The organism is Bacillus sp. OV166 (assembly GCF_900177675.1).
Taxonomy (GTDB): Bacteria; Bacillota; Bacilli; order Bacillales; family Cytobacillaceae; genus Neobacillus.
Map to the genome: position 1 here is coordinate 6,134,710 of NZ_FXWM01000001.1, position 13,896 is coordinate 6,148,605.

The 13,896-nt window shown below is 49.2% G+C and carries 1 protein-coding gene, 19 tRNA genes and 5 rRNA genes; 1 reads left to right on the forward strand and 24 read right to left on the reverse strand.

Features of this window, described 5'->3' with window-relative positions:
* Positions 1 to 21 precede the first annotated feature (21 nt).
* Both CCK98_RS30035 and CCK98_RS30040 read right to left on the reverse strand, forming a co-directional pair.
* Positions 22 to 2,956 (reverse strand): 23S ribosomal RNA (locus CCK98_RS30035).
* Positions 2,957 to 3,150: 194 nt separating this feature from the next.
* A 16S ribosomal RNA gene (locus tag CCK98_RS30040) occupies positions 3,151 to 4,700 on the reverse strand.
* Together the 16S and 23S rRNA genes form the textbook arrangement of a ribosomal RNA operon.
* A gap of 504 nt (positions 4,701 to 5,204) precedes the next feature.
* Between CCK98_RS30040 and CCK98_RS30045 the strand changes: the two genes are divergently transcribed.
* The gene (locus tag CCK98_RS30045; RefSeq protein ID WP_088089948.1) at positions 5,205 to 5,444 is read left to right on the forward strand and encodes a hypothetical protein; all 240 of its coding nucleotides are present in this window, start codon (positions 5,205 to 5,207) and stop codon (positions 5,442 to 5,444) included.
* Between the two features lie 1,041 nt (positions 5,445 to 6,485).
* Here CCK98_RS30045 and CCK98_RS30050 read toward each other — a convergent pair.
* The 22 genes from CCK98_RS30050 to CCK98_RS30155 all read right to left on the reverse strand — a co-directional run bounded on the left by CCK98_RS30050 (position 6,486) and on the right by CCK98_RS30155 (position 13,602).
* Positions 6,486 to 6,560 (reverse strand) — tRNA-Asn (locus CCK98_RS30050).
* 150 nt (positions 6,561 to 6,710) lie between these two features.
* A tRNA-Ile gene (locus CCK98_RS30055) sits at positions 6,711 to 6,787 on the reverse strand.
* A 4-nt stretch (positions 6,788 to 6,791) separates the two neighbouring features.
* Positions 6,792 to 6,865, reverse strand: a tRNA-Gly gene (locus CCK98_RS30060).
* A 10-nt stretch (positions 6,866 to 6,875) separates the two neighbouring features.
* Positions 6,876 to 6,949 (reverse strand) — tRNA-Cys (locus CCK98_RS30065).
* 9 nt (positions 6,950 to 6,958) lie between these two features.
* Positions 6,959 to 7,043: transfer RNA gene (locus CCK98_RS30070), tRNA-Tyr, on the reverse strand.
* Between the two features lie 37 nt (positions 7,044 to 7,080).
* Positions 7,081 to 7,153: transfer RNA gene (locus tag CCK98_RS30075), tRNA-Phe, on the reverse strand.
* Positions 7,154 to 7,350: 197 nt separating this feature from the next.
* Positions 7,351 to 7,427: transfer RNA gene (locus CCK98_RS30080), tRNA-Asp, on the reverse strand.
* 3 nt (positions 7,428 to 7,430) lie between these two features.
* Positions 7,431 to 7,504 (reverse strand) — tRNA-Met (locus tag CCK98_RS30085).
* 30 nt (positions 7,505 to 7,534) lie between these two features.
* Positions 7,535 to 7,627 (reverse strand) — tRNA-Ser (locus tag CCK98_RS30090).
* Positions 7,628 to 7,634: 7 nt separating this feature from the next.
* Positions 7,635 to 7,707: transfer RNA gene (locus tag CCK98_RS30095), tRNA-Ala, on the reverse strand.
* 20 nt (positions 7,708 to 7,727) lie between these two features.
* A tRNA-Pro gene (locus tag CCK98_RS30100) sits at positions 7,728 to 7,804 on the reverse strand.
* 6 nt (positions 7,805 to 7,810) lie between these two features.
* Positions 7,811 to 7,884 (reverse strand) — tRNA-Arg (locus CCK98_RS30105).
* Between the two features lie 22 nt (positions 7,885 to 7,906).
* A tRNA-Leu gene (locus tag CCK98_RS30110) sits at positions 7,907 to 7,995 on the reverse strand.
* Between the two features lie 10 nt (positions 7,996 to 8,005).
* Positions 8,006 to 8,080 (reverse strand) — tRNA-Gly (locus CCK98_RS30115).
* Between the two features lie 14 nt (positions 8,081 to 8,094).
* A tRNA-Leu gene (locus CCK98_RS30120) sits at positions 8,095 to 8,179 on the reverse strand.
* A gap of 14 nt (positions 8,180 to 8,193) precedes the next feature.
* A tRNA-Lys gene (locus tag CCK98_RS30125) sits at positions 8,194 to 8,269 on the reverse strand.
* A 12-nt stretch (positions 8,270 to 8,281) separates the two neighbouring features.
* A tRNA-Thr gene (locus CCK98_RS30130) sits at positions 8,282 to 8,354 on the reverse strand.
* Positions 8,355 to 8,528: 174 nt separating this feature from the next.
* A tRNA-Val gene (locus tag CCK98_RS30135) sits at positions 8,529 to 8,604 on the reverse strand.
* Positions 8,605 to 8,609: 5 nt separating this feature from the next.
* Positions 8,610 to 8,684 (reverse strand) — tRNA-Glu (locus CCK98_RS30140).
* A gap of 38 nt (positions 8,685 to 8,722) precedes the next feature.
* A 5S ribosomal RNA gene (gene rrf / locus CCK98_RS30145) occupies positions 8,723 to 8,839 on the reverse strand.
* Between the two features lie 75 nt (positions 8,840 to 8,914).
* Positions 8,915 to 11,849: ribosomal RNA gene (locus tag CCK98_RS30150) — 23S ribosomal RNA — on the reverse strand.
* Positions 11,850 to 12,052: 203 nt separating this feature from the next.
* Positions 12,053 to 13,602 (reverse strand): 16S ribosomal RNA (locus tag CCK98_RS30155).
* Between the last annotated feature and the right edge of the window lie 294 nt (positions 13,603 to 13,896).

Sequence of the window (13,896 nt, forward strand, 5' to 3'; positions counted from 1 at the left end):
AAAATGAGTATGCCTTAAAATTTGGTTAAGTCCTCGAACGATTAGTATCAGTCAGCTCCACATGTTACCACGCTTCCACCTCTGACCTATCAACCTGATCATCTTTCAGGGTTCTTACTAGCTTGCGCTATGGGAAATCTCATCTTGAGGGGGGCTTCATGCTTAGATGCTTTCAGCACTTATCCCGTCCGCACATAGCTACCCAGCGATGCCCTTGGCAGAACAACTGGTACACCAGCGGTGCGTCCATCCCGGTCCTCTCGTACTAAGGACAGCTCCTCTCAAATTTCCTGCGCCCACGACGGATAGGGACCGAACTGTCTCACGACGTTCTGAACCCAGCTCGCGTACCGCTTTAATGGGCGAACAGCCCAACCCTTGGGACCGACTACAGCCCCAGGATGCGATGAGCCGACATCGAGGTGCCAAACCTCCCCGTCGATGTGGACTCTTGGGGGAGATAAGCCTGTTATCCCCGGGGTAGCTTTTATCCGTTGAGCGATGGCCCTTCCATGCGGAACCACCGGATCACTAAGCCCGACTTTCGTCCCTGCTCGACTTGTAGGTCTCGCAGTCAAGCTCCCTTGTGCCTTTACACTCTGCGAATGATTTCCAACCATTCTGAGGGAACCTTTGGGCGCCTCCGTTACTCTTTAGGAGGCGACCGCCCCAGTCAAACTGCCCACCTGACACTGTCTCCCACCCCGATCAGGGGTGCGGGTTAGAATTTCAATACAGCCAGGGTAGTATCCCACCGACGCCTCCACCGAAGCTAGCGCTCCGGCTTCTCAGGCTCCTACCTATCCTGTACAAGCTGTACCAAAATTCAATATCAGGCTACAGTAAAGCTCCACGGGGTCTTTCCGTCCTGTCGCGGGTAACCTGCATCTTCACAGGTACTATAATTTCACCGAGTCTCTCGTTGAGACAGTGCCCAGATCGTTACGCCTTTCGTGCGGGTCGGAACTTACCCGACAAGGAATTTCGCTACCTTAGGACCGTTATAGTTACGGCCGCCGTTTACTGGGGCTTCGATTCAGAGCTTCGCTTGCGCTAACCCCTCCTCTTAACCTTCCAGCACCGGGCAGGCGTCAGCCCCTATACTTCGCCTTGCGGCTTCGCAGAGACCTGTGTTTTTGCTAAACAGTCGCCTGGGCCTATTCACTGCGGCTCTTCGAGGCTATTCACCTCAAAAAGCACCCCTTCTCCCGAAGTTACGGGGTCATTTTGCCGAGTTCCTTAACGAGAGTTCTCTCGCTCACCTTAGGATTCTCTCCTCGCCTACCTGTGTCGGTTTGCGGTACGGGCACCTTTTATCTCGCTAGAGGCTTTTCTTGGCAGTGTGGAATCAGGAACTTCGGTACTAAATTTCCCTCGCTATCACAGCTCAGCCTTCGCGAGAAGCGGATTTGCCTACTTCTCAGCCTAACTGCTTAGACGCGCATATCCAACAGCGCGCTTACCCTATCCTCCTGCGTCCCCCCATTGCTCAAACGATAAAGAGGTGGTACAGGAATATCAACCTGTTGTCCATCGCCTACGCCTTTCGGCCTCGGCTTAGGTCCCGACTAACCCTGAGCGGACGAGCCTTCCTCAGGAAACCTTAGGCATTCGGTGGATGAGATTCTCACTCATCTTTCGCTACTCATACCGGCATTCTCACTTCTAAGCGCTCCACCAGTCCTTACGGTCTAGCTTCAACGCCCTTAGAACGCTCTCCTACCACTGACATCTAAGATGTCAATCCACAGCTTCGGTGATACGTTTAGCCCCGGTACATTTTCGGCGCAGAGTCATTCGACCAGTGAGCTATTACGCACTCTTTAAATGGTGGCTGCTTCTAAGCCAACATCCTGGTTGTCTAAACAACTCCACATCCTTTTCCACTTAACGTATACTTTGGGACCTTAGCTGGTGGTCTGGGCTGTTTCCCTTTTGACTACGGATCTTATCACTCGCAGTCTGACTCCCACGGATAAGTCTTTGGCATTCGGAGTTTGTCTGAATTCGGTAACCCGATGAGGGCCCCTAGTCCAAACAGTGCTCTACCTCCAAGACTCTTACTACGTGAGGCTAGCCCTAAAGCTATTTCGGAGAGAACCAGCTATCTCCAAGTTCGATTGGAATTTCTCCGCTACCCACACCTCATCCCCGCACTTTTCAACGTGCGTGGGTTCGGGCCTCCATCCAGTGTTACCTGGACTTCACCCTGGACATGGGTAGATCACCTGGTTTCGGGTCTACGACCACATACTCATACGCCCTATTCAGACTCGCTTTCGCTGCGGCTCCGTCTCTTCAACTTAACCTTGCATGGGATCGTAACTCGCCGGTTCATTCTACAAAAGGCACGCTATCACCCATTAACGGGCTCTAACTACTTGTAGGCACACGGTTTCAGGAACTATTTCACTCCCCTTCCGGGGTGCTTTTCACCTTTCCCTCACGGTACTGGTTCACTATCGGTCACTAGGGAGTATTTAGCCTTGGGAGATGGTCCTCCCTGCTTCCGACCGGATTTCTCGTGTCCGGCCGTACTCAGGATCCACTCAGGAGGGAACGAAGTTTCGACTACAGGGTTTTTACCTTCTATGACGGACCTTTCCAGATCGCTTCATCTACCCCGTTCCTTTGTAACTCCATGTTGAGTGTCCTACAACCCCAAGAGGCAAGCCTCTTGGTTTGGGCTATGTCCCGTTTCGCTCGCCGCTACTCAGGGAATCGCGTTTGCTTTCTCTTCCTCCGGGTACTTAGATGTTTCAGTTCCCCGGGTATGCCTTCCATACCCTATGTATTCAGGTAAAGATACTGTTCCATTACGAACAGTGGGTTCCCCCATTCGGAAATCTCCGGATCAAAGCTTACTTACAGCTCCCCGAAGCATATCGGTGTTAGTCCCGTCCTTCATCGGCTCCTAGTGCCAAGGCATTCACCGTGCGCCCTTTCTAACTTAACCTAAAAGGTTTGTTTCTTCTTATTTAATAAGAAATGGCATTGACTCGGTTCTTACATTGACTTCTTCATTACGATTATCTAGTTTTCAAAGAACGAAAGTGACTTGAGAGAATTGCACTCTCAAAACTAAACAAACAAGAAACGTCAATCAAACAAACTGTTTTGTCTGGCTCATATGTCCAGCTTTATCCTTAGAAAGGAGGTGATCCAGCCGCACCTTCCGATACGGCTACCTTGTTACGACTTCACCCCAATCATCTGTCCCACCTTAGGCGGCTGGCTCCTTACGGTTACCCCACCGACTTCGGGTGTTACAAACTCTCGTGGTGTGACGGGCGGTGTGTACAAGGCCCGGGAACGTATTCACCGCGGCATGCTGATCCGCGATTACTAGCGATTCCGGCTTCATGCAGGCGAGTTGCAGCCTGCAATCCGAACTGAGAATGGTTTTATGGGATTGGCTAAACCTCGCGGTCTTGCAGCCCTTTGTACCATCCATTGTAGCACGTGTGTAGCCCAGGTCATAAGGGGCATGATGATTTGACGTCATCCCCACCTTCCTCCGGTTTGTCACCGGCAGTCACCTTAGAGTGCCCAACTGAATGCTGGCAACTAAGATCAAGGGTTGCGCTCGTTGCGGGACTTAACCCAACATCTCACGACACGAGCTGACGACAACCATGCACCACCTGTCACTCTGTCCCCCGAAGGGGAACGTCCTATCTCTAGGAGTGTCAGAGGATGTCAAGACCTGGTAAGGTTCTTCGCGTTGCTTCGAATTAAACCACATGCTCCACCGCTTGTGCGGGCCCCCGTCAATTCCTTTGAGTTTCAGCCTTGCGGCCGTACTCCCCAGGCGGAGTGCTTAATGCGTTAGCTGCAGCACTAAGGGGCGGAAACCCCCTAACACTTAGCACTCATCGTTTACGGCGTGGACTACCAGGGTATCTAATCCTGTTTGCTCCCCACGCTTTCGCGCCTCAGCGTCAGTTACAGACCAGAAAGCCGCCTTCGCCACTGGTGTTCCTCCACATCTCTACGCATTTCACCGCTACACGTGGAATTCCGCTTTCCTCTTCTGCACTCAAGTCCCCCAGTTTCCAATGACCCTCCACGGTTGAGCCGTGGGCTTTCACATCAGACTTAAAGGACCGCCTGCGCGCGCTTTACGCCCAATAATTCCGGACAACGCTTGCCACCTACGTATTACCGCGGCTGCTGGCACGTAGTTAGCCGTGGCTTTCTGGTTAGGTACCGTCAAGGTACCGGCAGTTACTCCGGTACTTGTTCTTCCCTAACAACAGAGCTTTACGACCCGAAGGCCTTCATCGCTCACGCGGCGTTGCTCCATCAGACTTTCGTCCATTGTGGAAGATTCCCTACTGCTGCCTCCCGTAGGAGTCTGGGCCGTGTCTCAGTCCCAGTGTGGCCGATCACCCTCTCAGGTCGGCTACGCATCGTCGCCTTGGTGAGCCGTTACCTCACCAACTAGCTAATGCGCCGCGGGCCCATCTGTAAGTGTCAGCCGAAACCGACTTTCAGCTTTTCCTCATGAGAGGAAAAGGATTATCCGGTATTAGCACCGGTTTCCCGGTGTTATCCCAGTCTTACAGGCAGGTTGCCCACGTGTTACTCACCCGTCCGCCGCTAACCAACAGGAGCAAGCTCCTATTGATTCGCTCGACTTGCATGTATTAGGCACGCCGCCAGCGTTCGTCCTGAGCCAGGATCAAACTCTCCAAGAAAGTTGATTAGCTCATTTTGTTACGTTGGCTCATGTTCTTCATATTAATAGAAGAAACACGATTTTTTTTATTGTTTGTTGACGTTTTTGTTTGTTTAGTTTTCAAAGGACAATCTATCATGTCAGAAGCGACATTTATTATTATATCGAATCTCTATTACAATGTCAATATAATAATTTAACTTTTCTGTTTCCACTTTTAACTATTAAAACCGCCGTTAAAAGCAACTTAGCTATCATAACACCTCCAATTTACAAATGCAACAGAAAGTTTTTCTTTTTTTAGGAAAGTTCACTTCCTTAAAACTATTTCTTGAGATTACAATATCTTATCTTTTTAAATCAACAACCAAAACCCTGGCCACATGCAATCTCAACAAATATCGGGGCATAACAGGCACTGGAAATAGGGTAGGATTTTAGCGTATACTAGTTTAAGTAAATATAAATATATACATTCTAAATCTATGAATTTTATTGCTTTCTATCTGGAGAGGATTATCGTATGAGAATTGTAACAAAAGTTAAAAATGAAGAACTAGAAATTATAAAAATCTATATAAGCCTGGGATTTACGATTACTGTAGAAATATTCACAGTTCCAGAGGGCTACAAAAGCTTAGCGAATAATTCCTTCCCTCAACACGATGAATTATTAGGAACTGGAGTTCATAAAAATAAAAAAGAGAGTGTAAAACTGGCCATCAAAGCTTTACGGGAATTGATGGAAGCGTTCGAGGAATAAACTCCGAACCATAGTCTAAAAACCATGCTGGTAAAAAAACAGCATGGTTTTTATATCTTTATCGCTCGGCGACTGGCACCTGAATTAAGAAAGCACCTTTTCAGGGCTAAGCAGCAGAAATAATGCCTCAGGGAGTTTCAATGTCCTCAGCGATGGTTCCCATAACCTCCAAGAACCGTCCTCGGGTCTTTATGAACTGACAAATCTCCCCCTTTTCTCCCAAGTTTCCTCACTAATCAAACGTTTGATTAAAATCGCCTACATCCTTGATATATATCGATGCATCCTTCCCAATCCATATAATTAATGTTGAAAAATGTAAGAAAAAAGGGGGGATAATAGCAATCAAACCGATAACGTCACGAAACGACACTCTTTCGACTAAATACCGTATAAGCTATACTATTTAAACGTTTGATTGAAATAGCTGAAAGTACTGAAATAAAAGGAATTCCCTTACAACTCCTGCATGTAGATTGTCGAGATGCGTTTGGACATTCCGCAGGAAATAACCCACCTTTCTACAAAAACTGATCAGTTTCTCCTAAACCTCCATGATTCTATTAAAATCGTGGCTTTTTGATACTATCCAAACGCTTGATTAAAAGAAGCCTCAGACCGCTCCATTACTAGATTTAGTACTCCAAATTCCTGTGAAGAATGTCGAGAACTGTCCTCAACATGACACTTTTAAAAAGGAACTAAGATTAGTTGCTGAACCATGATTCGTGCCTAAAACTATTACTGCGATGGTATAAGTCACCAAAATTAGGTAGTAAATATCCTCTGCCCAAATGAATTCCTAATTTTCATCCAGCGAATGTCGTAAGTTTTATAAAATATGTAGTAAGCGTCTGTAATTATGTTGTAAGTATCCGTAATTATGTTGTAAACTCTCCAAAATTATGTAGTTAGTTCCCAACTGCAGGAATTTTATCTCTATTTAGACGCAGAAAAACCACCTTTAAAAAAATAATTTCTTTTTTAAAAGGTGGTTTTTATAAAAAGGAACAAGCGAACGGTCCCTTCAGTTTAAAAAAATGGCTCCGCAGGTAGGACTCGAACCTACGACCGATCGGTTAACAGCCGATAGCTCTACCACTGAGCTACTGCGGAATAATTAAATATGTTCCCTAATCTTTGTTATATTACAACCATGTCACGCCTCAGTAAGTAACGCAAGGAGCGGCTCGGCGTGTACAACTCGCAGCATATTCATGATGCCTTTGCTCGTCTCTACCACTGAGCTACTGCGGAATAATATTATGGTGGGCCTAAATGGACTCGAACCATCGACCTCACGCTTATCAGGCGTGCGCTCTAACCAGCTGAGCTATAGGCCCACTTTGGAGCGGGTGAAGAGAATCGAACTCTCATCATCAGCTTGGAAGGCTGAGGTTTTACCACTAAACTACACCCGCATTAAAAATTTGGAGGCGGCACCCGGATTTGAACCGGGGATGGAGGTTTTGCAGACCTCTGCCTTACCACTTGGCTATGCTGCCTAACTAGAATGGTGGAGGGGGACGGATTCGAACCGCCGAACCCTGAGGGAGCGGATTTACAGTCCGCCGCGTTTAGCCACTTCGCTACCCCTCCATATATAAGACTACTAATAGAGTCTTATATTTAATGATGGCTCAGGACGGAATCGAACCGCCGACACAAGGATTTTCAGTCCTTTGCTCTACCGACTGAGCTACTGAGCCGTAATTAGGATGATTCCCTAAATATATAATTCCGTACGTCCTTTGCTCGAAAGAACTCACGTACTTTCTCGCAGATTGCCGCAGATGTTTTTCAGTGATGTAAGCAATCTGCTCTACCCACTGAGTTACTGAGCCTAGAATATGTATTTTTCTAAAAAAAATCTATAATAACAGTAGTTAACCTACTGGGATAAAAATGGCGGTCCGGACGGGACTCGAACCCGCGACCTCCTGCGTGACAGGCAGGCATTCTAACCAACTGAACTACCGGACCATATTGCGGGGACAGGATTTGAACCTGCGACCTTCGGGTTATGAGCCCGACGAGCTACCAGACTGCTCCACCCCGCGACAATAGAAATTATATATTAATGAAATATATGGAGGAGGAAGAGGGATTCGAACCCCCGCGCGGTATGACCCGCCTGTCGGTTTTCAAGACCGATCCCTTCAGCCAAACTTGGGTATTCCTCCGAATAAGTGGAGCCTAGCGGGATCGAACCGCTGACCTCCTGCGTGCAAAGCAGGCGCTCTCCCAGCTGAGCTAAGGCCCCATAAAGCTATAAGTGAAGAATGGTCGGGAAGACAGGATTCGAACCTGCGACCCCTTGGTCCCAAACCAAGTGCTCTACCAAGCTGAGCTACTTCCCGTTAAAGTGCGCCCTGAGAGATTCGAACTCCCGACCTTTTGATTCGTAGTCAAACACTCTATCCAGCTGAGCTAAGGGCGCATATGAAATTAATGAACTTAAATGGTGCCGAGGACCGGAATCGAACCGGTACGGTAGTCACCTACCGCAGGATTTTAAGTCCTGTGCGTCTGCCAGTTCCGCCACCCCGGCTTAAAACAATTGGAGCGGAAGACGGGATTCGAACCCGCGACCCCCACCTTGGCAAGGTGATGTTCTACCACTGAACTACTTCCGCGTATGAAAATTAAATGGTGCGGGTGAAGGGAGTCGAACCCCCACGCCTTGCGGCGCCAGATCCTAAGTCTGGTGCGTCTGCCAATTCCGCCACACCCGCATATTCATTTAAAATGGTGAGCCATGAAGGACTCGAACCTTCGACCCTCTGATTAAAAGTCAGATGCTCTACCAACTGAGCTAATGGCTCGCTCGTACAAGGTGCCGGCGAGAGGACTTGAACCCCCAACCTACTGATTACAAGTCAGTTGCTCTACCAATTGAGCTACCCCGGCAAATAGTTTGGAAAAATATTAAAATTGTTCACGCTGTCCTAGTTATCGTCATCCTGACCTCAGAAAGCTTATGCAAGCAGCAGCTCGGTCTGTATGCTGAAGTGTATTCAGGAAGATTATTCGGTCGTGCTCTACCAATTGAGCTACCCCGGCGTAAAGTATGAAAGGTAAATATGGTGGAGGATGACGGGATCGAACCGCCGACCCTCTGCTTGTAAGGCAGATGCTCTCCCAGCTGAGCTAATCCTCCAAATTTGGTGACCCCTACGGGACTCGAACCCGTGTTACCTCCGTGAAAGGGAGGTGTCTTAACCGCTTGACCAAGGGGCCATATTTAATGTTGGCAAAAAAATAACCCCAAAGGGTAAGCCTGGCAACGTCCTACTCTCACAGGGACGCGTGTCCCAACTACCATCGGCGCTGAGAAGCTTAACTTCCGTGTTCGGTATGGGAACGGGTGTGACCTTCTCGCCATTGCTGCCAGACTATTTTTTTAGAGGAATCATTCCCTCAAAACTAGATAATGCAGAAGAAGTTGTAAAAACAAGTTGCCTTAAAAATTGGTTAAGTCCTCGAACGATTAGTATCAGTCAGCTCCACATGTTACCACGCTTCCACCTCTGACCTATCAACCTGATCATCTTTCAGGGTTCTTACTAGCTTGCGCTATGGGAAATCTCATCTTGAGGGGGGCTTCATGCTTAGATGCTTTCAGCACTTATCCCGTCCGCACATAGCTACCCAGCGATGCCCTTGGCAGAACAACTGGTACACCAGCGGTGCGTCCATCCCGGTCCTCTCGTACTAAGGACAGCTCCTCTCAAATTTCCTGCGCCCACGACGGATAGGGACCGAACTGTCTCACGACGTTCTGAACCCAGCTCGCGTACCGCTTTAATGGGCGAACAGCCCAACCCTTGGGACCGACTACAGCCCCAGGATGCGATGAGCCGACATCGAGGTGCCAAACCTCCCCGTCGATGTGGACTCTTGGGGGAGATAAGCCTGTTATCCCCGGGGTAGCTTTTATCCGTTGAGCGATGGCCCTTCCATGCGGAACCACCGGATCACTAAGCCCGACTTTCGTCCCTGCTCGACTTGTAGGTCTCGCAGTCAAGCTCCCTTGTGCCTTTACACTCTGCGAATGATTTCCAACCATTCTGAGGGAACCTTTGGGCGCCTCCGTTACTCTTTAGGAGGCGACCGCCCCAGTCAAACTGCCCACCTGACACTGTCTCCCACCCCGATCAGGGGTGCGGGTTAGAATTTCAATACAGCCAGGGTAGTATCCCACCGACGCCTCCACCGAAGCTAGCGCTCCGGCTTCTCAGGCTCCTACCTATCCTGTACAAGCTGTACCAAAATTCAATATCAGGCTACAGTAAAGCTCCACGGGGTCTTTCCGTCCTGTCGCGGGTAACCTGCATCTTCACAGGTACTATAATTTCACCGAGTCTCTCGTTGAGACAGTGCCCAGATCGTTACGCCTTTCGTGCGGGTCGGAACTTACCCGACAAGGAATTTCGCTACCTTAGGACCGTTATAGTTACGGCCGCCGTTTACTGGGGCTTCGATTCAGAGCTTCGCTTGCGCTAACCCCTCCTCTTAACCTTCCAGCACCGGGCAGGCGTCAGCCCCTATACTTCGCCTTGCGGCTTCGCAGAGACCTGTGTTTTTGCTAAACAGTCGCCTGGGCCTATTCACTGCGGCTCTTCGAGGCTATTCACCTCAAAAAGCACCCCTTCTCCCGAAGTTACGGGGTCATTTTGCCGAGTTCCTTAACGAGAGTTCTCTCGCTCACCTTAGGATTCTCTCCTCGCCTACCTGTGTCGGTTTGCGGTACGGGCACCTTTTATCTCGCTAGAGGCTTTTCTTGGCAGTGTGGAATCAGGAACTTCGGTACTAAATTTCCCTCGCTATCACAGCTCAGCCTTCGCGAGAAGCGGATTTGCCTACTTCTCAGCCTAACTGCTTAGACGCGCATATCCAACAGCGCGCTTACCCTATCCTCCTGCGTCCCCCCATTGCTCAAACGATAAAGAGGTGGTACAGGAATATCAACCTGTTGTCCATCGCCTACGCCTTTCGGCCTCGGCTTAGGTCCCGACTAACCCTGAGCGGACGAGCCTTCCTCAGGAAACCTTAGGCATTCGGTGGATGAGATTCTCACTCATCTTTCGCTACTCATACCGGCATTCTCACTTCTAAGCGCTCCACCAGTCCTTACGGTCTAGCTTCAACGCCCTTAGAACGCTCTCCTACCACTGACATCTAAGATGTCAATCCACAGCTTCGGTGATACGTTTAGCCCCGGTACATTTTCGGCGCAGAGTCATTCGACCAGTGAGCTATTACGCACTCTTTAAATGGTGGCTGCTTCTAAGCCAACATCCTGGTTGTCTAAACAACTCCACATCCTTTTCCACTTAACGTATACTTTGGGACCTTAGCTGGTGGTCTGGGCTGTTTCCCTTTTGACTACGGATCTTATCACTCGCAGTCTGACTCCCACGGATAAGTCTTTGGCATTCGGAGTTTGTCTGAATTCGGTAACCCGATGAGGGCCCCTAGTCCAAACAGTGCTCTACCTCCAAGACTCTTACTACGTGAGGCTAGCCCTAAAGCTATTTCGGAGAGAACCAGCTATCTCCAAGTTCGATTGGAATTTCTCCGCTACCCACACCTCATCCCCGCACTTTTCAACGTGCGTGGGTTCGGGCCTCCATCCAGTGTTACCTGGACTTCACCCTGGACATGGGTAGATCACCTGGTTTCGGGTCTACGACCACATACTCATACGCCCTATTCAGACTCGCTTTCGCTGCGGCTCCGTCTCTTCAACTTAACCTTGCATGGGATCGTAACTCGCCGGTTCATTCTACAAAAGGCACGCTATCACCCATTAACGGGCTCTAACTACTTGTAGGCACACGGTTTCAGGAACTATTTCACTCCCCTTCCGGGGTGCTTTTCACCTTTCCCTCACGGTACTGGTTCACTATCGGTCACTAGGGAGTATTTAGCCTTGGGAGATGGTCCTCCCTGCTTCCGACCGGATTTCTCGTGTCCGGCCGTACTCAGGATCCACTCAGGAGGGAACGAAGTTTCGACTACAGGGTTTTTACCTTCTATGACGGACCTTTCCAGATCGCTTCATCTACCCCGTTCCTTTGTAACTCCATGTTGAGTGTCCTACAACCCCAAGAGGCAAGCCTCTTGGTTTGGGCTATGTCCCGTTTCGCTCGCCGCTACTCAGGGAATCGCGTTTGCTTTCTCTTCCTCCGGGTACTTAGATGTTTCAGTTCCCCGGGTATGCCTTCCATACCCTATGTATTCAGGTAAAGATACTGTTCCATTACGAACAGTGGGTTCCCCCATTCGGAAATCTCCGGATCAAAGCTTACTTACAGCTCCCCGAAGCATATCGGTGTTAGTCCCGTCCTTCATCGGCTCCTAGTGCCAAGGCATTCACCGTGCGCCCTTTCTAACTTAACCTAAAAGGTTATTCTCTTACTTATATAAGAGAGAAAACTAAAATGGCATTGACTCGGTTCTTACATTGACTTCTTCATTACGATTATCTAGTTTTCAAAGAACGAACGTGTCTTGAGAGAATTGCACTCTCAAAACTAAACAAACAAGAAACGTCTATCAAACAAACTGTTTTGTCTGGCTCATATGTCCAGCTTTATCCTTAGAAAGGAGGTGATCCAGCCGCACCTTCCGATACGGCTACCTTGTTACGACTTCACCCCAATCATCTGTCCCACCTTAGGCGGCTGGCTCCTTACGGTTACCCCACCGACTTCGGGTGTTACAAACTCTCGTGGTGTGACGGGCGGTGTGTACAAGGCCCGGGAACGTATTCACCGCGGCATGCTGATCCGCGATTACTAGCGATTCCGGCTTCATGCAGGCGAGTTGCAGCCTGCAATCCGAACTGAGAATGGTTTTATGGGATTGGCTAAACCTCGCGGTCTTGCAGCCCTTTGTACCATCCATTGTAGCACGTGTGTAGCCCAGGTCATAAGGGGCATGATGATTTGACGTCATCCCCACCTTCCTCCGGTTTGTCACCGGCAGTCACCTTAGAGTGCCCAACTGAATGCTGGCAACTAAGATCAAGGGTTGCGCTCGTTGCGGGACTTAACCCAACATCTCACGACACGAGCTGACGACAACCATGCACCACCTGTCACTCTGTCCCCCGAAGGGGAACGTCCTATCTCTAGGAGTGTCAGAGGATGTCAAGACCTGGTAAGGTTCTTCGCGTTGCTTCGAATTAAACCACATGCTCCACCGCTTGTGCGGGCCCCCGTCAATTCCTTTGAGTTTCAGCCTTGCGGCCGTACTCCCCAGGCGGAGTGCTTAATGCGTTAGCTGCAGCACTAAGGGGCGGAAACCCCCTAACACTTAGCACTCATCGTTTACGGCGTGGACTACCAGGGTATCTAATCCTGTTTGCTCCCCACGCTTTCGCGCCTCAGCGTCAGTTACAGACCAGAAAGCCGCCTTCGCCACTGGTGTTCCTCCACATCTCTACGCATTTCACCGCTACACGTGGAATTCCGCTTTCCTCTTCTGCACTCAAGTCCCCCAGTTTCCAATGACCCTCCACGGTTGAGCCGTGGGCTTTCACATCAGACTTAAAGGACCGCCTGCGCGCGCTTTACGCCCAATAATTCCGGACAACGCTTGCCACCTACGTATTACCGCGGCTGCTGGCACGTAGTTAGCCGTGGCTTTCTGGTTAGGTACCGTCAAGGTACCGGCAGTTACTCCGATACTTGTTCTTCCCTAACAACAGAGCTTTACGACCCGAAGGCCTTCATCGCTCACGCGGCGTTGCTCCATCAGACTTTCGTCCATTGTGGAAGATTCCCTACTGCTGCCTCCCGTAGGAGTCTGGGCCGTGTCTCAGTCCCAGTGTGGCCGATCACCCTCTCAGGTCGGCTACGCATCGTCGCCTTGGTGAGCCGTTACCTCACCAACTAGCTAATGCGCCGCGGGCCCATCTGTAAGTGTCAGCCGAAACCGACTTTCAGCTTTTCCTCATGAGAGGAAAAGGATTATCCGGTATTAGCACCGGTTTCCCGGTGTTATCCCAGTCTTACAGGCAGGTTGCCCACGTGTTACTCACCCGTCCGCCGCTAACCAACAGGAGCAAGCTCCTATTGATTCGCTCGACTTGCATGTATTAGGCACGCCGCCAGCGTTCGTCCTGAGCCAGGATCAAACTCTCCAAGAAAGTTGATTAGCTCATTTTGTTACGTTGGCTCATGTTCTTCATATTAATAGAAGAAACACGATTTTTTTATTGTTTGTTGACGTTTTTGTTTGTTTAGTTTTCAAAGAACAATCAATCATGTCAGAAGCGACATTTATTATTATATCGAATCTCTTTCACTATGTCAATATAATAATTTAACTTTTTTCGCATCACTTTTAACTAATAAAACTGCCGTCAAAAGCAACTTCCTTATAATAGCACCTTCGATTTACTTATGCAACAGAAAGTTTTTCTTTTTTTTAATCGGCTGTT